At 67.2% G+C, this 17,528-nt stretch carries 20 protein-coding genes; 17 read left to right on the top strand and 3 right to left on the bottom strand.

Going from position 1 to position 17,528, the window contains the following annotated elements; translation table 11 throughout:
- Positions 1-57: 57 nt before the first annotated feature.
- On the bottom strand, positions 58-1,518 hold the full coding sequence (guaB, locus tag ABE485_RS04630) for an IMP dehydrogenase (RefSeq protein WP_008158424.1): 1,461 nt from the start codon (positions 1,516-1,518) through the stop codon (positions 58-60).
- Between the two features lie 202 nt (positions 1,519-1,720).
- Here guaB and ABE485_RS04625 point away from each other — a divergent pair, with 202 nt between their 5' ends.
- The 6 genes from ABE485_RS04625 (at position 1,721) to ABE485_RS04600 (ending at position 6,118) form a co-directional block, all read left to right on the top strand.
- The gene (locus ABE485_RS04625) at positions 1,721-2,356 is read left to right on the top strand and encodes a DUF2239 family protein (protein WP_346513804.1); all 636 of its coding nucleotides are present in this window, start codon (positions 1,721-1,723) and stop codon (positions 2,354-2,356) included.
- A gap of 151 nt (positions 2,357-2,507) precedes the next feature.
- Entirely contained in the window at positions 2,508-3,881 is a 1,374-nt protein-coding gene (locus tag ABE485_RS04620) for an HdeD family acid-resistance protein (protein ID WP_346513802.1), read from the top strand.
- A 100-nt stretch (positions 3,882-3,981) separates the two neighbouring features.
- Positions 3,982-4,191, top strand: coding sequence for a hypothetical protein (locus ABE485_RS04615; protein WP_346513801.1), 210 nt, complete (start codon positions 3,982-3,984; stop codon positions 4,189-4,191).
- 215 nt (positions 4,192-4,406) lie between these two features.
- Positions 4,407-4,784 (top strand): DCC1-like thiol-disulfide oxidoreductase family protein, encoded by a 378-nt coding sequence (locus ABE485_RS04610; RefSeq protein WP_346513987.1) that lies wholly within the window; start codon positions 4,407-4,409, stop codon positions 4,782-4,784.
- 72 nt (positions 4,785-4,856) lie between these two features.
- Positions 4,857-5,357 carry a hypothetical protein gene (locus ABE485_RS04605; RefSeq protein WP_346513800.1) on the top strand — a complete coding sequence of 167 codons (501 nt, stop codon included), beginning with the start codon at positions 4,857-4,859 and terminating at the stop codon, positions 5,355-5,357.
- A 224-nt stretch (positions 5,358-5,581) separates the two neighbouring features.
- Positions 5,582-6,118, top strand: a complete 537-nt coding sequence (locus ABE485_RS04600) for a DUF4189 domain-containing protein (protein WP_346513799.1) — start codon at positions 5,582-5,584, stop codon at positions 6,116-6,118.
- Between the two features lie 7 nt (positions 6,119-6,125).
- On the opposite strand, the gene ABE485_RS04595 is transcribed toward ABE485_RS04600, so the two are convergent.
- The gene (locus ABE485_RS04595) at positions 6,126-7,037 is read right to left on the bottom strand and encodes a LysR family transcriptional regulator (protein WP_346513798.1); all 912 of its coding nucleotides are present in this window, start codon (positions 7,035-7,037) and stop codon (positions 6,126-6,128) included.
- A 176-nt stretch (positions 7,038-7,213) separates the two neighbouring features.
- Here ABE485_RS04595 and ABE485_RS04590 point away from each other — a divergent pair, with 176 nt between their 5' ends.
- A complete protein-coding gene (locus ABE485_RS04590) occupies positions 7,214-8,209 on the top strand; it encodes a Bug family tripartite tricarboxylate transporter substrate binding protein (protein ID WP_346513797.1) in 996 nt (331 codons plus the stop codon).
- Between the two features lie 50 nt (positions 8,210-8,259).
- Positions 8,260-9,225 (top strand): 2-hydroxyacid dehydrogenase, encoded by a 966-nt coding sequence (locus tag ABE485_RS04585; protein ID WP_346513796.1) that lies wholly within the window; start codon positions 8,260-8,262, stop codon positions 9,223-9,225.
- A 47-nt stretch (positions 9,226-9,272) separates the two neighbouring features.
- Here the strand turns inward: ABE485_RS04585 and ABE485_RS04580 are convergent, their stop codons facing one another.
- The gene (locus ABE485_RS04580; RefSeq protein WP_346513794.1) at positions 9,273-9,533 is read right to left on the bottom strand and encodes a hypothetical protein; all 261 of its coding nucleotides are present in this window, start codon (positions 9,531-9,533) and stop codon (positions 9,273-9,275) included.
- Between the two features lie 189 nt (positions 9,534-9,722).
- Here ABE485_RS04580 and ABE485_RS04575 point away from each other — a divergent pair, with 189 nt between their 5' ends.
- The 9 genes from ABE485_RS04575 to ABE485_RS04535 all read left to right on the top strand — a co-directional run bounded on the left by ABE485_RS04575 (position 9,723) and on the right by ABE485_RS04535 (position 17,486).
- A complete protein-coding gene (locus tag ABE485_RS04575; RefSeq protein ID WP_346513793.1) occupies positions 9,723-10,016 on the top strand; it encodes a hypothetical protein in 294 nt (97 codons plus the stop codon).
- A gap of 97 nt (positions 10,017-10,113) precedes the next feature.
- Positions 10,114-10,521 carry a hypothetical protein gene (locus ABE485_RS04570; RefSeq protein ID WP_346513792.1) on the top strand — a complete coding sequence of 136 codons (408 nt, stop codon included), beginning with the start codon at positions 10,114-10,116 and terminating at the stop codon, positions 10,519-10,521.
- Positions 10,522-10,625: 104 nt separating this feature from the next.
- On the top strand, positions 10,626-10,889 hold the full coding sequence (locus ABE485_RS04565) for a hypothetical protein (protein ID WP_346513790.1): 264 nt from the start codon (positions 10,626-10,628) through the stop codon (positions 10,887-10,889).
- 236 nt (positions 10,890-11,125) lie between these two features.
- Positions 11,126-12,103, top strand: a complete 978-nt coding sequence (locus tag ABE485_RS04560; RefSeq protein ID WP_346513789.1) for a LysR family transcriptional regulator — start codon at positions 11,126-11,128, stop codon at positions 12,101-12,103.
- Positions 12,100-13,575 carry an NAD(P)/FAD-dependent oxidoreductase gene (locus ABE485_RS04555; RefSeq protein WP_346513787.1) on the top strand — a complete coding sequence of 492 codons (1,476 nt, stop codon included), beginning with the start codon at positions 12,100-12,102 and terminating at the stop codon, positions 13,573-13,575. Before ABE485_RS04560 ends, ABE485_RS04555 begins: the two co-directional genes overlap by 4 nt.
- A complete protein-coding gene (locus ABE485_RS04550) occupies positions 13,572-14,546 on the top strand; it encodes an ABC transporter permease (RefSeq protein ID WP_346513786.1) in 975 nt (324 codons plus the stop codon). Before ABE485_RS04555 ends, ABE485_RS04550 begins: the two co-directional genes overlap by 4 nt.
- Positions 14,543-15,460 carry an ABC transporter permease gene (locus tag ABE485_RS04545; protein WP_346513785.1) on the top strand — a complete coding sequence of 306 codons (918 nt, stop codon included), beginning with the start codon at positions 14,543-14,545 and terminating at the stop codon, positions 15,458-15,460. The genes ABE485_RS04550 and ABE485_RS04545 overlap by 4 nt, the downstream gene beginning before the upstream one ends.
- Positions 15,457-16,470 carry an ABC transporter ATP-binding protein gene (locus ABE485_RS04540; RefSeq protein ID WP_346513784.1) on the top strand — a complete coding sequence of 338 codons (1,014 nt, stop codon included), beginning with the start codon at positions 15,457-15,459 and terminating at the stop codon, positions 16,468-16,470. Before ABE485_RS04545 ends, ABE485_RS04540 begins: the two co-directional genes overlap by 4 nt.
- Positions 16,467-17,486 carry an ABC transporter ATP-binding protein gene (locus tag ABE485_RS04535; protein ID WP_346513783.1) on the top strand — a complete coding sequence of 340 codons (1,020 nt, stop codon included), beginning with the start codon at positions 16,467-16,469 and terminating at the stop codon, positions 17,484-17,486. Before ABE485_RS04540 ends, ABE485_RS04535 begins: the two co-directional genes overlap by 4 nt.
- The last annotated feature ends 42 nt before the right edge of the window (positions 17,487-17,528 follow it).

Here is a 17,528-nt window from a genome sequence, read left to right as displayed (position 1 = left end):
CTGATCTTTGCGGTTCTGCCGGTGCGTGATGCATGACATTGTAGTTGACTGTGCGGATCAGTCGGCGCGGTAGTTGGGCGCTTCCTTGGTGATCTGCACGTCGTGCACGTGGGACTCGCGTACGCCCGCGGAGGTGATCTCCACGAACTCGGTCTTGGTGCGCATGTCGTCGATGGTGGCGGCGCCGCAGTAGCCCATGGAGGCGCGGATGCCGCCGACCAGTTGGTAAATGATGGCCAGCACGCTGCCCTTGTAGGGGACGCGGCCTTCGATGCCTTCGGGGACCAGCTTGTCGGCGTTGTTGGCCGGGTCCTGGAAGTAGCGGTCGGCCGAGCCTTCCGTCATGGCGCCCAGGCTGCCCATGCCGCGGTACGACTTGTACGAACGGCCCTGGAACAGCACGACTTCGCCGGGCGCTTCTTCGGTGCCGGCGAACATGCCGCCCATCATGCACGCGAACGCGCCGGCGGCCAGCGCCTTGGCGACGTCGCCGGAGTAGCGGATGCCGCCGTCGGCGATGAGGGGAACGCCCGTGCCTTCCAGCGCCTTGGCGACTTCGGAGATGGCATGGATCTGCGGCACGCCGACGCCTGCGACGATGCGCGTGGTGCAGATGGAGCCGGGGCCGATGCCGACCTTCACGCCATCGGCGCCGTACTCGACCAGCGCGCGCGCGGCGGCGGCGGTGGCGATGTTGCCGCCGATGACTTCAACCTTGGGGTAGTTCTGCTTGACCCAGCGCACGCCTTCCAGCACGCCCTTGGAATGGCCGTGCGCGGTGTCGACGATCAGGACGTCGACGCCTGCGGCGACCAGCTTTTCCACGCGTTCTTCGGTGTTGCCGCCCACGCCCACCGCCGCGCCGACGCGCAGCTGGCCTTGGGCGTCCTTGCTGGCCATCGGGTGTTCGGTGTTCTTGACGATGTCCTTGACGGTGGCCAGGCCACGCAGTTCAAAGCCGTCGTTCACGATCAGCACGCGCTCCAGGCGGTGCTTGTGCATCAGGGCCTGCGCTTCATCCAGCGTGGCGCCTTCCTTCATGGTGACCAGGCGTTCCTGCGGCGTCATGATGTTGCGCAGGGGCTGATCCAGGTTTTCTTCGAAGCGCAGGTCGCGGTTGGTGACGATGCCGACCAGCTTGCGGCCTTCGACGACCGGCAGGCCCGAGATGCCATGCTGGCGCTGCAACGCAATGGCGTCGCGCACTTTCATCTGGGGGGTGACGGTGACCGGATCGATCACGATGCCGAATTCGTGGCGCTTGACGCGAGCCACTTCACGCGCTTGGGCGTCGGCGGAAAGATTCTTGTGGATGATCCCGATGCCGCCCTCTTGCGCCATGGCGATGGCCAGACGCGATTCGGTGACGGTGTCCATGGCGGCGGACACGAGGGGGATATTCAGGCTGATGTTGCGAGTCAGGCGCGTGGCCAGGGAGGTGTCGCGCGGCAACACCTCGGAATACGCAGGCACCAACAACACATCGTCGAAGGTGAGCGCTTTTTGAACGAGACGCATGGGTAACTCCGGGCGCAAAGCAAGATTATACGCCGACAGCATGTTTTGACTAGGTGTTCTCCCTAGGTTTCGGACGGATATTTATCGCCTCCGCAGCGACCCTCTCTGTCCCGGATTATTTTTACCCGGGTTATATTGACAGCAATTTTTACCCGGACAATAATTGAACCACGAAATTCACCCGGATATAAAAGGTACAGCAATGAACCTACCCCTTCCCTCCGACCCGCATACCGCCTTTGAAGGCCATCGCATCCTGGCCGCCGGCCCGCTTGCCGACGTGGCGCTGGCGGTCAAGCACGCCATGGTGGCCCGCGGGGACCACACGATTCTTGTGTTCCAGGATTCGACCGGCAAGCAGGTGGACCTGGACCTGAGCGGCAACGAAGCACAGATCGTCGAACGGCACACGCCAGCAGATACCGCCGATACCGTCGACCCGGACCAGGACCTGGATGCGGAACCGGACAGCGCCCCCCGCGGCCGTGGCCGGCCCAAGCTTGGCGTGGTGCCGCGCGAAGTGACGCTGCTGCCGCGCCACTGGGACTGGCTGGCCGCGCAGCCCGGCGGCGCGTCGGTGGCGCTGCGCAAGCTGGTGGACCAGGCGCGGCGCGACAACGAGGCGCAGGATGCGAAGCGCCAGCGCCAGGAAGCCGCCTATCGGTTCATGTCCAGCATGGCGGGCGATCTGCCCGGATTCGAGGAAGCGACACGCGCCCTGTATGCCGATGACCGCGAAGCGTATGCGCGGCAGGTCGCTCAATGGCCGCAGGACGTGCGCGGCTATGCGATGAGCCTGGCCTGGGGCGCGCCCGCCGCAACGTCCGGCGACGCCTGAACGCACCAGCCCGCCGCCCGCGAATGCATCCGCGGCGGGCAGGAGGCCATGGCACTCAAGCGGCTGAAGCAGGCGACGCGCGCATTGACGCATTCCCCCGGCAGCTTTTATTTTTCATGTACACGTTATCGACTTTCGCCGGGGCCGCGCCATGCCGCAATTGGTTCTGTTGTTGTTGGGAGTGACCTACCTGCGCCAGCGCTGGCGCGCGCTGGCCATCGCGGGCGCGGTCTTCCTGCTGGCGGGGATCGTCGTGTTCATCGACGCGCTGGACGGCGCGGCCTATTTCCCCCTGAACGCCTTCGCCATCCTTTTCATCATCGAAGGCCTGGGCACGCTGCTGATCGCCTCCAGCGGCGTGGGCGGGCAGCGCGTCCTGCGCTACGCCAAGGGCCTGTTCGTCCTGCTGGCGGGCGGCCTGATCCTGGCCGGCCATCATCACGGCCACTTCGTGCTGTCGATGATCTTCGGCGCGCTGTTCCTGGTGGACGGGCTGCTGCAGTGCATCGCCGGCTACGTGGTGCGCTATGAGCGCTGGCGCTATGCGTTTGCCGGCGGCGTGGCGGAAATCCTGCTGGCCATCTTCTTTTTCCAGCCCTATCCCACCAATTACCTGGGCACCGTGCCGTATTGCCTGGGCCTCTTCCTGGGAATCGCGGGCATGAAGCTCCTGTGGCTGGCGCGCCGCGTGCGGCACCTTTCCTCCAATCCCGCCTTTGCCGCCACGCAGTCGATGGGTTTTGCCCCGACCGCGCCGGAGCAAGCCGCGCCGCGGGTCTGGGACGGCCCGCCGGCCGATTCCGAACGGGCGCTGACGGTGCACGTCTGGACGCCGTCCGGCTCGGCCAAGACGCAGACCCGCAGCTATCCGGTGGTGGACCGCTACATCGCCGCGGTGGACGTCAATGGCGTCATTTCCACCGGCCACGCAGCGCTGGAATCGCCCGAGGGCATCTACATCAGCCTCTATCCGCAAGAAGAGATCGACCGGTCGCCCGACGATTTCAGCGCCCTGCTGCGCGCCACCGCCGAAAACGACATTCCGGGCGTTTACCAGCCCGACTACGCCACCGAATCCAAGGCCTGGTGCCCGTCTACCATCCGCGTGCGGATCCGGAACTACGACGCGGAAAAGCTGGCGGCGTTCTGGGAGGAATACCGCAAGAATTCGACCTACAACCTGACGCACCGCAACTGCTCCAGCACGGTGTCGGGCGCGCTGGACGCCGCGCTGGACGGCGTCGTGGGCCGCCTGCATGGCGGCGAGGCCGGCTGGCGGGTGCTGATCCGGCTGCTGCTGACGCCGGAGCTGTGGGTGGCGTCCCAGATCCGCAAGCGCGCCCTGACCATGGCCTGGACGCCGGGCCTGACCCTGGACTACGCCCGCGCCATGAGCATGCTGGCCGATCCGCGGCCGTTCGGCTGGTGGAAGATGTCGCAAAGCGCGCTGCGCCGGATCGCCGAACTGCGCGGAAGCTGGCGGGCGCAGGACAAGGAAGCGCCGGCACGCCGGCCGCGGACCTGAAGCGCCGGCAAGCTGTTGCAATTGATCCCTGGAGAATCGCCAGGACGGGGCGTAACGTGAAAGCGCGGCATATGCCGCGTCGCCTTCGCAGGTACGCATCATGACGCCCAACACTCCCCGCCCCGACTCCCGCCATGCGGCGCCCCCCGCCGCGCCCGACCCTCATGCGCCGCCGCAGGCGGACAAAACGCGCGCCAAAGCTGAGCATCAGCATGAAGATGCGCGCCGCAAGGCGCTGGTCGGCTCGCAGCACAAGGAAAACACGCGCGCCGTGGCCGCGCCGCGCTATCACGGACACCGGGGCGGCTAGCGGCCCGCGGCGGCCGCGCCAGTTGCCGTGCGCTCCATCGGGCCCGATGCACGCGCGGCGAGCCGAGCCCGGCCGCACCGCGCCTGCCCGCAGGCGGCCGCGGCCCTGCCTGGACACCGGTTTTCCGGGCCGCCGAATCGCCCCTTCATCGGACTGCCGGAACGTCAAACCGGATTTATGAGGTATGTTCCTGGAACTACCGACGGATCCCGATGATGCAGTCCGACGAAAACTACCTCCTCTACGACGGCGATTGCCCCTTCTGCTCGAACTACGTGCGGATGGTGCAGTTGCGCAAGGCCGCTGGCCCCATCGCCATGCTGAACATGCGCGACCATCCCGATCTGGCCGCGCGGCACCGCGCGCAAGGCTACGACCTGAACCAGGGCATGATCCTGCACCTGGACGGCCGCGATTACTGGGGCTCGGACGCCATTCACCGGCTGGCTCTGCTCAGCACGGGCAACGACCTGTTCAACCGCGTGAACGCCGCCATCTTCAGCAACACCTGCCTGTCCAAAGCGCTCTACCCCTTCATGCGCACCGGCCGCAGCCTGACGCTGACGCTGCTGGGCAAGAAGAAAATGCCCTGATGCGCGCATCGTGCCGGCCACGCGGGATGCGCGGACACAGCTCCTGTTTCCCTTCAATCTGGAATTGACCCGATGCTCTACATCACCGGCGCCGTGCTTCTGGCGCTTACGCTAGGTTCTGTCTTCTATCGCCGCATGCAGCGCAGGGCCGGGGACACCGCCCGCACCATCGGCCGCGACATGGTCGCCGGCGCCGCCATCTTTGCGTTCGTCGGGCCTGCCGTGGGCATCGCCGTCGTTGCCCTGGTCATGGCCGCCGTCACCCGGAGCACCGACGGCCTGATGTTCGGGATCTTCGGACTGCCCTGGGCCTATATCTTCGGCATCGTGCCGGCAATGTTCTGCGGGATGACCGCGGGCGCGCTCAAGCCGCTGGCGCCTTCGTGGCTTGCCATTCTGCGCATGGGCGTCATCGGCGCGGTTTATGCCTTTGCCTTTCTGCTGACGTTCGGCGGACGCGACCTGTCCTGGTCTTCCGCGCTGTTCCCCCTGTACATGGGCGCCGTGCCCGCAGCCGTCGCCGGACTGGCATGCGCGCGGCTGCTCTACGGCAAGCCCGCGCCTATTCGCTAGCCCAGCTCAGTTGCGGCGAAGGCGCGCCGTGCGCGTGAAAGTGCAACGGCCCGGCAAGCAGGTCCGCTTTCAGTTGGCGGCACCGAGCGTACATCGCGGCCGGTCGGACGTGCCCGAAAGGGTCAGGCGGACTAGGGCCGGCGCCGCCGCCCGTGAGCCGAACAGCCAGTAGCCTGACTGGCGAGGCTCCGCTACTGTCGTCGTAAACCACTTTGGGGATCGACATGCGCGCCCACCGCACGACCATGCGCTTTCCCGAATCGGCGGCGCGTTTCATTCCAGGATGGCTCCTGTTTCTGGCATGCACGACCGCAACGGGAGCACCCGCGCCGCAATCGCCCGACTTGCATGGCGCCCTGATCGTGTCGTCGACCTACCGCTATTACGCGTCCATTCTTTATGGCACGGAAGCCGAAGCCCGCCGCAGCGCGCTGGCCTCCTGCAGGGAAGACGAACCGCACGCCAAATGCGCGGTGTACGCAAGCTTCAAGAACCAGTGCATCGCAGTGGCGGCGAACGGCCCGCACCACTTTGTCGCGATCGGCCAGACAGACTGGGATGGGCGGGAGACTGGCGATTACGGTCTGCGCCTTTGCCGCGACAAAACAGGATCCGAATGCCGGCTGGTGCTCAGCGCGTGTTCGACCCCGGCGCAACAGGCCGAGGACCAGAGCGCCAGCGCGGACAGGGAAAGGCCCGCGCCGACGGATTCACCGGGTTATGTCGCCGCCCGTGTCCGCCGCGACGACAGCCAGGCGTGACGCCGCCTCATTCCCGTCCGCCGATCCGCACAGCGCCCGACCCGTCCACCTTCACCACGCGCTGCAGGAATGCGTCCAGCGCGGGATTGTCGTGCTGCGCGTGCCAGGCCAGGTACATGTCGGCGTACAGATTGCGCTGCCCGATCGGCCGGAACTCCACCCCTTCGAAGCGCAGCTCTCGCGCCGAGTCCGGCACGATACCCACGCCCAGCCCCGCGCGCACCAGCGCCAGCAGCGTATGCGTCTGCCCGGCACGCTGCACATACTGCGGCTGCACGTCGGCCAGGCCGAAGGCGCCCACGATGCGGTCGTAGAAGTACTTGCCCTCCCGCGGCGAATACAGCACGAACGGCTGTCCCTGCAGCAGGCGCAGCGGCACCGTGGCGTGTTCGCACAGGGGAGACCCGGCGGGCAGCGCCAGCACCAGCGGCTCGCGCTCGACCAGGCGCGACTCGATGCCGGCCTGCTGAGGCACGCTGCGCGCCAGGATGGCGTCCAGTTCGCGGGCCAGCAGCAGGCGGCTCAGGTCGGTGGTCACGGTTTCGCGGAGCTGGATTTCCACGCCGCCGAGCAGCTTGCGCGCCTGCATGATCAGGGACGGCATCAGGCGGTAAGCCGCCACGGCGGTGAACCCCAGGGTGATGTGCCCGGCTTCGCCGCCGGAGGTGCGGCGCGCCGTCGCGGCGGCCTGCGCCGAGAACTCAAGCAGGTGCCGGGCGTCGCGCAGGAAGCGCCGGCCGGCGGCGCTCAGCAGCACCTGCCGGCTGTTGCGCTCGAACAGCGTCACGCCCAGATCCTGTTCCAGCAGCTGGATCTGGCGCGACAGCGGCGGCTGCGTCATGCACAGGCGTTCGGCGGCGCGGCCAAAGTGCAGTTCTTCGGCCACGGCGATGAAACATTCAAGCTGGCGGAACTCCATCGATTCAATCCTTGAATTGATTAATGCTATTTATAGCTCGAACGGCTATCCATGGACAGGCCTCCCTATACTCGGATCCAAGGCCGCAAACCGGCCGGACCGCGCATCAGGAGATTTCCCCCGCAGCACCATTTTTTCGCGGCTAGCGCCGCTTTCAACGCCAAAAGAGAAAATCCATGGAGACAAAGAAAACCGCCCGGATCCGCGTCCGGCTCATCGCCGCGGCGCTGGCCTGGACCGCCGCCGCGGCCTTGCCAGGCGCCGCCAGCGCCGCGGGGTATCCGGACCGCCCGATCAATCTCATCGTCCCCTTCTCGCCAGGTGGCGGCACCGACATCTCGGCGCGCCTGCTGGCCGCGGCGCTCGGTGAAAAATTCTCGTCGTCGGTGGTGGTGGACAACCGGCCCGGCGCGGGCGGACAGATCGCCGCCGACCTGGTTGCGCGCTCACAGCCCGACGGCTACACACTGCTATTCGCGAACTCCGGCATGCTGGCGATCAATCCCTGGATCTACAAGCTGCATTCGGATCCGGTGAAGGCCTTCGCGCCCGTCTCCCTGTTCTCGGACCTGCCGTTCGTGCTGGTGGTGCCGGCCAGCCTGCCCGCCAAGAACGTCGCGGAACTGGTCACGCTGACCAAGTCGCAGCCGGGCAAGCATACGTTTGCCAGTTCGGGCACGGGCGGCGCGCCGCACCTGTCCGGCGAAATCTTCCAGCAGGCCACCGGTGTGGATCTGGTGCACGTGCCCTACAAGGGCGGCGGCCCCGCCATGACCGACCTGATGGCCGGCCGCGTCGACATGCTGTTCGCGTCGGTCCTGGAAACGATGCCCTACGTCACCGCGGGCAAGCTGCGCGCGCTGGCGGTCACGGGCGCAGCGCGCTCGCCCGCCATGCCGGACGTGCCCACCATCGATGAAGCCGGCGTCAAGAACGCGCAGAGCGGCTCGTGGACGGCCGTGCTGGCGCCGGCGGGCACGCCGCAGGCCGTGATCGACAAGCTGTCGGAGGCGATCCGGGCCGTCGCCGCGGATCCTGCCGTCAAGGCCAAGCTCGAATCGCAGGGCGCCGTGGCGCATGGCTCCACGCCGAAAGAACTGCAAGACCTGGCCGCCAGCGAACGCGAGCGCTATGGGCAGATAATCAAGAGCCGCAACATCCAGACCAACTGACCTCAACCGCGGCCCGCCCCGGCGGGCCCTTCTCTCTATAAGCCGTATCCATGACCGCATCCCTTTCCGCTTGCGCCGCCGACCTGCTGATGGTTGGCCCCCTGCTGCCCGAACTGGTGGCCGACCTGGAATCGCGCTACCGCGTCCATCGCCTCTGGGAGGCCCAGGATCCGGCGGCGCTGCTGCGCGAACACGGCCCCGCCATCCGCGGCATCGCCACCAGCGGCCGCTTCGGCGCGAAGAAGGAATTGATCGACGCCCTGCCCGCCCTGGAAGGCATCTTCAGTTTCGGGGTGGGCTACGACACCATCGACGTGGCCGCCGCCAAGGCGCGCAATGTCGTCGTCACCAACACGCCGGGCGTGCTGGACGCCTGCGTCGCCGACACCGCGCTGGCGCTGATGCTGGCCGTTTCGCGCCGCATCGCCGAAGCCGACCGCTTCGTGCGCGCGGGCCGCTGGCCCACGGAAGGGTTTGGCCTGGGCACCCGCATGAGCGGCAAGCGCTGCGGCATCGTCGGCCTGGGCAATATCGGGCTGCAGATCGCCCGTCGCGCCCAGGCATTCGACATGGAGATCCTGTACACCAACCGCAAGCCGCGTCCCGACGCGCCGGCTTCGTACCGCTATTGCCCGGACATCGTCGAACTGGCCGGGCAATGCGACTACCTGGTGCTGGCGGTGCCGGGCGGCGGCGCCACGCGGCACATGGTGAACGCGCAGGTGCTGGACGCGCTGGGCCCGGACGGCTGGCTGATCAATATTGCGCGCGGGACGGTCGTCGACGAAGCGGCGCTGGTCGCCGCGCTGCGGGAAAAGCGCATTGCCGGCGCCGGCCTGGACGTGTTCGAACACGAACCCGCCACGCCCCCCGAATTGAACGGCATGGACAACGTGGTGATGCTGCCGCACATCGCCAGCGGCACCCACGAAACGCGCCAGGCCATGGCGGATCTGGTGCGCGAAAACCTGGACGGCTGGTTCACCGAAGGCCAGGTGCGCACGCGCGTGGTGTGACGCGCGAGGGGTGATTCAGGCCTGCGAGTTTGGGCGGAACGGCGGCCTCAGGCCACGCGTTCATCCGCGGCCGCGGGGGCCTGCCCCGGCGTGGTCCGGTCGCAGCGCGTCCATCCCGCAGCCGGATCGCGCTTGTCCTCCAGGTAGTCCCAATTCGCGCCGCAGTCGGCGCACGTGAAAGCTTCGTGCGTCGCGCGGCGGCGAGCCAGATGCAAGGCGCGGACCTGTCCCAGGCTGATCAGGTTGGCGTGCCCGGGCGCGCCGGCCTGATTCGGAACGATGGCCGCGCAATCGCCACATAGCGTCATGCCCCCTCCCTTTCATTTTGCTTTCGCACATGTTACGGAGGAAGCCGCGTTTGAAGCTCAACAATTCTCACATTAAGTATTTTGGAGTTACCTCTGCAGCAGGGAGAGGCGACGCACCTGACGAAACCCCTGATGACCCGTCACTGGTTTAGGCGGAATATACTGTACAAATAAACAGTGTATTCCGCCATGCCGTTCAAAACTCCTCTCTCCCACGCCGATCTGCGCATCATCCGCGAGCGCCAGCCCTGGAACGCCGACGTCATCTCCCTGCTCTGGGAAGTCAAGCGGTTGCGGTCCGTGCTGCTGCGCGCCTACCAGTTATCCGGCGACTTCAAGCGCCCGGCGGGAATCACGGGCGAGCTCTACGACCAGTTCATGAAAGACCTGCATGCCGAACCGTGCGTGCTGGAACGCGACGACATGACCGCGTCGCTGATGGAAGCGCCCGACAAGCTGCGCAAGGGCATGGCGCCGCGCTAGCATGCCCGGGCCCGCCAGGAACTTGGGCCGGCGAACTGTTACCTACGGACGTTATCCACGAACCGCACGGGCGCTGGCGCCCCAGGAGCTTTGTCCGATGTCGACTTTCCCCATCACCGCAGGCGGACCCAGCGCCAGTTCATCCATTTCCGCCGAAAACCTATCCGCGGGCGCCAAGCTCCACGCCATCATGCTGGCGCGGCACGACGCGCTGAAAGACCTCGTCGAAAAGCAGGCTGGCCAAGTCGGGGCGCTGAATGAGCAACTGCGCTCCCTCTCGATGAAAAAAGCCGAACTCGCCAGCAAACACAATCCGACGGACGAAGATAAAAGCCGTCTGGCCGCCTTGGATGCAGAAATGGCCAGCGTGGTCAGCATGCAGAGCCTTGAGATGACCAAGCTGCAAGACCTGGCCAGCAAAATGAATCAAAGCCTGGAGGCGATGACCGCCATCGCCAGGCAATTCCGCGACGAAAGCGCCGAATTCATCGCGAACCTGCGTTGACGAGGGCCGGGCCTGCCCTTCGCAAACGCAGGCATGAACTGGAATCCAGGCAAGTCCGGGAGTATCGTCAAGACGCATCCCTGGCCCAAGAACGGAGGCGCCCCATGCCTGACATTCCAAAGACAGAAATCGAGGCCGGCGCATCGCAAATGGGCAACCTGGTGCAGTTCCTGCTGTGGATCGCGGCGCGGCCACGCACCTACGCCGAAACCATGGAGGCTTGGCGCACCAATTGCCCCCGGCTGTCGGCCTGGGAAGACGCCACGGCGAACGGGCTGATCGACATGACGCACGGCGAAAGCACGGTGCGCGGCGAGGCAGTGGTGGTGCTGACGGCAAAAGGCCGCGCATTGCTCGCGTCAAAGTAGGAATTCCGGAGACGTTTACGCACCGGCGTTGCTCCCGCGATCACCTTCCGGCCACCGAGCCGTGACCTCCCCGGCAGCGCGCCGCATCGCAGCGTTCTGCCTAAGGGCTTGAAATAACTCGAAGTTATCAATTCCCCTGCGGAAAACCCCATTAGGGAATTTGCTTATGCGCTTTAATTATTTGCAAAGCGCATACTTGAGCCGCCAGAATTCGTCCTTGGCATAAATCAAGACCCATGGAACTTCGTCAACTCGAGGCCTTCGCGGCCGTCATGTCCACGGGCAGCGTCACCGCTGCCGGACGGCTGCTGGGACGCTCGCAGCCCGCGATCAGCCGCTTGCTGCAGGAACTGGAAGCCGAGATCGGCTACCCCTTGTTCGCGCGCAGCGGCCCCCGCGTGACGCCCACCGAGCAGGGCTTTCTGCTGTATGACGATGTCGAACGCGCGCTGACCAGCCTGCAACAGATCCGCGGCCGCGCCGACGAGATCGCGCGCGGCCAGGCCCAGCCCCTGCTGATGGCCGCCACCTCCGCCCTGGCGGCGGGCCTGGTGCCGGACGCGCTCAAACGCATCGAAGACCGCATCGGCGCCGCGCGCGTGCAGTTGCGCAGCGCCTCGCCGGAACGCGTGGTGCATGCGGTGCTGTCGGGCGCCGCCCAGTTGGGCGCGACCAGCCTGCCGCTGGAACATCGCGGCCTGACCGTGCATTGGATCGGGCAGGCGCCCTGCGTGGCTGCCCTGCCGGAAGATGATCCGGTGGCGCAGCAGGCCGTGGTGCCGGTGTCGGCCCTGGCCGGACGCCGCCTGATCACCATGGCAAACCCCTACCGGCTGCGCCGCCGCCTGGACGCCGCGCTGGCGCGCAATGCGCAGGCGCTGGGCACCATCGAAACCAATTCGTCCATCAACGCCCTGGCCGCGGTACGCGCCGGCCTGGGCGTGTCGGTGCTGGAACCCATCACTGCCTACGGCGCGCCGATGCCGGGCGTGGCGATCCGTCCCATCGACCTGGACATCCCCTTCTTCTTTGGGGTCATCACCCCGCAGTCGCAAACGCTGACGCCGGCCTGCCAGGCCATGGCGGACGCGTTGGCCGAAGCCGCCGCAGCCCTGCTGCCCAGCTTTGCGCTGCACGACGCCTGCGAGCATTCGGCGCTGTTGCAGTCGATCTACGGCGATGACGCCCCTGTTATGGAAACACCCGCAATATGACTCAGCCCCTCGCCACCCCGCCGCAAGGCCTGCCCGCCCTGGAGGCGCGTCTGCGGCAAGACCTGTCCTGGCTGGAAATCCCCGCCAAGAACTGGGTGACGCCCCGGCTGGTCGACGGCCGGCAGGTGCTGGACGTGGCCATCATCGGCGGCGGCATGGCCGGCCTGGCGGCGGCCGCCTCGCTCAAGCACCTGGGCATCGACGCGCCGATCTTCGACCAGGCGCCCGAAGGGTACGAGGGCCCCTGGGCCACCACCGCCCGCATGGAAACGCTGCGCTCGCCCAAGCAGTTGACGGGCCCCGCGCTCGGCCTGCCGGCGCTGACTTTCCGTGCCTGGTTTGAAGCCCAGTTCGGCCCTGAAGCCTGGGACGCGCTGGACAAGATCCCGCGCCTGCAATGGATGGACTACCTGCGCTGGTACCGCCGCGTGCTGGACCTGGACGTGCGCAACGAACACCGCATCCTGTCCGTGCAGCCGCGCGCCGACAAGCTGGTCGAGCTGGACATCGAATCGCCCGCCGGCCGCAGCACCGTGCTGGCCCGCCGCGTCGTGCTGGCCACCGGCCGCGACGGCCTGGGCGGCGCGTATGTGCCTGATTTTGCAAAGAAGCTTCCGCGCGACCGCTGGGCCCATTCGTCCGACGTGATGGACTACAACACCCTGGCCGGCAAGCGCGTCGGCGTCGTGGGCGCGGGCGCCTCCGCCATGGACAGCGCCGCGACCGCGCTGGAAGCCGGCGCCGCCAGCGTCGACCTGCTGATCCGCCGCAACGACATTCCCCGCATCAACAAAGGCAAGGGCGCAGGCAACCCAGGCCTGACCCACGGCCACCTGACCCTGCCCGACGAATGGAAGTGGAAGATCCGCCACTACATCAACGCCGCGCAGGTGCCGCCCCCGCGCGGCAGCACGCTGCGCGTGTCGCGCCACCCGAACGCCTTCTTCAATCTGGGCTGTGGCGTGCAGGACCTGGCGCTGGTCGGCGACGAGATCCACGTCACCACGCCCAAGGGCGTGTTCGTGCTGGACTTCCTGATCTTCTCCACGGGTTTCCGCATCGACTGGACCGTGCGTCCGGAATTCGCGCCGCTGGCGCCCCACGTGCGCGCCTGGGGCGACCGCTACACGCCGCCCGCCGGCCAGGAAGACCAGGAACTGCATGACTCGCCCGACCTGGGCGCCGTCTTCGAACTGCAGGAAAAGGTTCCGGGCGCCTGCCCGGGCCTGGACCGCGTGCATTGCTTCTCGTACCCCGCCGCGCTGACGCAGGGCACGATCTCGGGCGACATCCCGGCCATCAGCGAAGGCGCCAAGCGCCTGGCGCAGGGCATCGCCGGCCTCTTCTACCGTGAAGACGTCGCCACGCACTACGCCAACATGGAAGCGTTTGCGGAACCCGAAGTGTTCGGCGACGAGTGGACCCCAGCCCCTACGCCGGCCCCCGCCCCGCAGACGGAGACCGCGCAATGACCGCATGGCTGCTACGCCGCGTGGCGCAGGCCGCCGTGGTCGTGTTCCTGATGACGCTGATCGTCTTCGTGGGGCTGCACGCCATCGGCAACCCCGTGGACATCCTGATCGGCCAGGACGTGGACCAGGTGGACCGCGCGCGCATCATCGCCGAACTCGGCCTGGACAAGCCCCTGTGGCAACAGTACCTGGCCTTCCTGAACGGCGCGCTGCACGGCAACCTGGGCAACAGCTTCGTCTACAACATCCCGGCGATCGAGCTGGTGATCCAGCGCCTGCCGGCCACGCTTGAACTGGCCATCACGGCCCTGACCTTCGCCGTCCTCATCGGCCTGCCGCTGGGCCTGGTCGCGGGCCTGTATCCCGACAGCCGCCTGTCCAAGATGATCATGGCGGGCAGCATTGTGGGCTTTTCGCTGCCCACCTTCTGGGTGGCGCTGATGCTCATCATGGCGTTCAGCGTGTCGCTGGGCTGGCTGCCGGCCAGCGGCCGCGGCCAGACGGTGGAATTCCTGGGCTTCCAGTGGTCGTGGCTGACGGCCGACGGCTGGCGCCACCTGATCCTGCCGGCGTTCAACCTGTCGCTCTTCAAGATCTCGCTGGTGATCCGCCTGACCCGCGCCGGCGTGCGCGACGTGATGCCGCTGGACTTCGTGAAGTTCGCGCGCGCCAAGGGGCTGTCGCCCTTCCGCGTGGTCTGTGTGCACGTGCTGCGCAACACCATGATCCCGCTGGTGACGGTGCTGGGCCTGGAGCTTGGCTCGACCATCGCGTTCGCCGTCATCACCGAAAGCATCTTCGCCTGGCCCGGCGCCGGCAAGCTGATCCTGGACAGCCTGAACGCGCTGGACCGGCCCGTGATCGTGGCCTACCTGATCGTGGTGGTGTGCCTGTTCGTGACGCTGAACCTGATCGTGGACATTCTGTACAAAGTGCTGGACCCCCGGGTGCGGCTGGAGGCCTCGGCATGAGTTCCGTATCCAATACCGCGCAGGCGCCCGCCCTGCGCCGCGAATCGCCGTGGCGCCGCAACCTGGCCGAGTTCCTGTCGTCCAAGACGGCCGTGCTGGGCTTGGTCGTGGCCACCCTGCTGATCCTGGCCGCCGTGCTGGCCCCGTGGATCTCGCCGCAGAATCCCTATGACCTGCTGCAGATCGACGTGCTGGACTCGCGCCTGCCGCCGGGCAGCATGAACGGCCTGGACACCTTCCATTACTGGCTGGGCACCGACGGCCAGGGCCGCGACCTGCTGTCGGGCATTCTGTACGGCCTGCGCATCAGCCTGATGGTGGGCGTGGGCTCGGCGCTGATCGCCGGCGTCATCGGCACGTTGCTGGGCCTGTTGGCCGCCTACGCCGGCGGCAAGGTCGACGCCTTCATCATGCGCCTCGTGGACCTGATCCTGTCGTTCCCGTCGATCCTGGTGGCCATGATGATCCTGGCCTACCTGGGCAAGGGCGTGGGCAACGTGGTGCTGACGCTGGTGATCCTGGAATGGGCCTACTACGCCCGCACCGCGCGCGGCCAGGCCCTGGTGGAGCGCCGCCGCGAATACGTGGAAGCCGCCCGCTGCCTGGACATCCCCAGCTGGCGGATCATGCTCAAGCACATCCTGCCCAACTGCCTGCCGCCGCTGATCGTCATCGGCACCCTGCAGATCGCGCGCGCCATCACGCTGGAAGCCACGCTGAGCTTCCTGGGCCTGGGCGTGCCCGTGACCGAGCCGTCGCTGGGTCTCCTGATCTCCAACGGCTTCCAATACATGCTGTCCGGCGAATACTGGATCAGCTTCTATCCCGGCATCGCGCTCTTGATCACCATCGTGGCGATCAACCTGGTGGGCGACCGCCTGCGCGACGTGCTGAACCCGAGGACCCACAAATGACCGACCGCTCCGCCTCGGCTGGCGCGCCGGCCACGCTTGAAGTGCGCAACCTGCGCACCCACTTCCATACCCGCGCGGGCGTGCTGCCCGCCGTGGACGACGTTTCCTTCACGCTGGAACGCGGCAAGATCCTGGGCCTGGTCGGCGAGTCCGGCTCGGGCAAGTCCGTCACGGGCTTTTCCATCATGGGCCTGGTCGACGCGCCGGGCCGCATCGCCGGCGGCCAGGTGCTGTTCCAGGGACGCGACCTGACCCGCCTGGCCCCGCGTGAACTGCGCCGCCTGCAGGGCAACCGCATCGCCATGATCTTCCAGGATCCGATGATGACGCTGAACCCCGTGCTGCGGGTGGACGTGCAGATGATCGAGACGGTGCGCGCGCATAACGGCATGAGCAAGGCTCAGGCGCGCATCCTGGCGCGCGACACGCTGGGCATGATGGGCATTCCCAGCCCCGAGGAACGCCTGCTCGCCTACCCGCACCAGCTGTCCGGCGGCATGCGCCAGCGCGTGGCGATTGCGATTGCCATGCTGCACCGCCCGGACCTGATCATCGCCGACGAGCCCACCACCGCGCTGGACGTCACCATCCAGGCGCAGATCCTGTCCGAAGTGCAGAAGCTGGCCCAGCAACACGGCACCAGCCTCATCTGGATCACGCACGACCTGTCCGTCGTCGCGGGCCTGGCCGACGACGTCGCCGTCATGTATGCCGGCCGCATCGTCGAACACGGCAAGGTCGACGACGTGCTGGACCGCCCGCAGCATCCGTACACCGTCGGCCTGATCGACAGCCTGCCCAGCAACAACGCGCGCGGCCAGCGCCTGCGCCAGATTCCCGGCATGACGCCGAACCTGCTGCACCTGCCGGCCGGCTGTGCGTTCGCGGCGCGCTGCGCGCGCGCCACCGCCGCCTGCGGCCAGCAACCCGGCATCACCGAAGCCCTACCCGAACACAAAGTGCGCTGCTTCCATCCTTCCATCCAGATCCACAGCGAGGTGGCGGCATGAGCGCGGCCGCCAATGCCCCCACCCCGCTGATCGACCTGCGCCAGGTCAGCAAGCGCTTCGGCGAACGCAAGATCGGCGCCGCCGGCCGCGCTCTGCAGTCGCTGGGCCTGTCCAAGCCGCCCGCGATCACCCGCGCCGTGGATCATGTGGACCTCATCGTGAACCCCGGCGAAGTCGTCGGCCTGGTCGGCGAGTCCGGCTGCGGCAAGTCCACGCTGGGCCGCATCGCCGCGGGACTGCTCACGCCCTCGGGCGGCGAAGTCCGCATCAACGGCGTGCGCCCCGCCGACATGAATTCCGCCCAGGCCCACGCCGCGCGCCTGAAAGTGCAGATGATCTTCCAGGACCCCTACGCCAGCCTCAACCCGCGCCTGCGCGTGGACGAGATCGTGGGCGAAGCGGCCCGCATCCACGGCCTGGTCGGCAACGGCGACTTCGACGACTACGTCAGCGCGCAACTGGAACGCGCCGGCCTGGACCCGGCCCTGCGCCAGCGCTACCCGCACCAGTTCAGCGGCGGCCAGCGCCAGCGCATCGGCATCGCGCGCGCGCTGGCCGTGCAGCCGTCCATGCTGGTCTGCGACGAGGCCGTCGCCGCGCTGGACGTGTCGATCCAGGCGCAGATCCTGAACCTGTTCATGGACCTGCGCGAAGAGCTGAACCTGACCTACCTCTTCATCAGCCATGACCTGGGCGTGGTCGAACACCTGTCCGACCGCGTCGTCATCATGTACCTGGGCCGCGTGGTGGAAACGGCGACCGTGGAAGAAGTCTTCCTGCGTCCCAACCACCCCTACACCCAGGCGCTGCTGGCCGAAATCCCCACCCTGAAATCGCGCCACAAGACCTTCACCGCGATCAAGGGCGAGATCCCCAGCCCGCTCAACCCGCCCTCGGGCTGCCATTTCCATCCGCGATGTCCGCATGCGATGCCGCGCTGCAAGACCGAGGTTCCCACGCTGAAGGGAATCGCCATCAACCACCTGAGCGCCTGTCACCTGAACGACATGGCCTGACGAACACTGGCAGCGGCGCCACCGCCGCAGCCGCTGGACCCA

The sequence above is a fragment of the Achromobacter spanius genome (genome assembly GCF_039673305.1).
GTDB classification, from domain to species: Bacteria; Pseudomonadota; Gammaproteobacteria; order Burkholderiales; family Burkholderiaceae_B; genus Achromobacter; species Achromobacter spanius_F.
The sequence above is the reverse complement of the archived record's forward strand: the minus strand, read 5'-3'. Positions and strand labels throughout refer to the sequence as shown.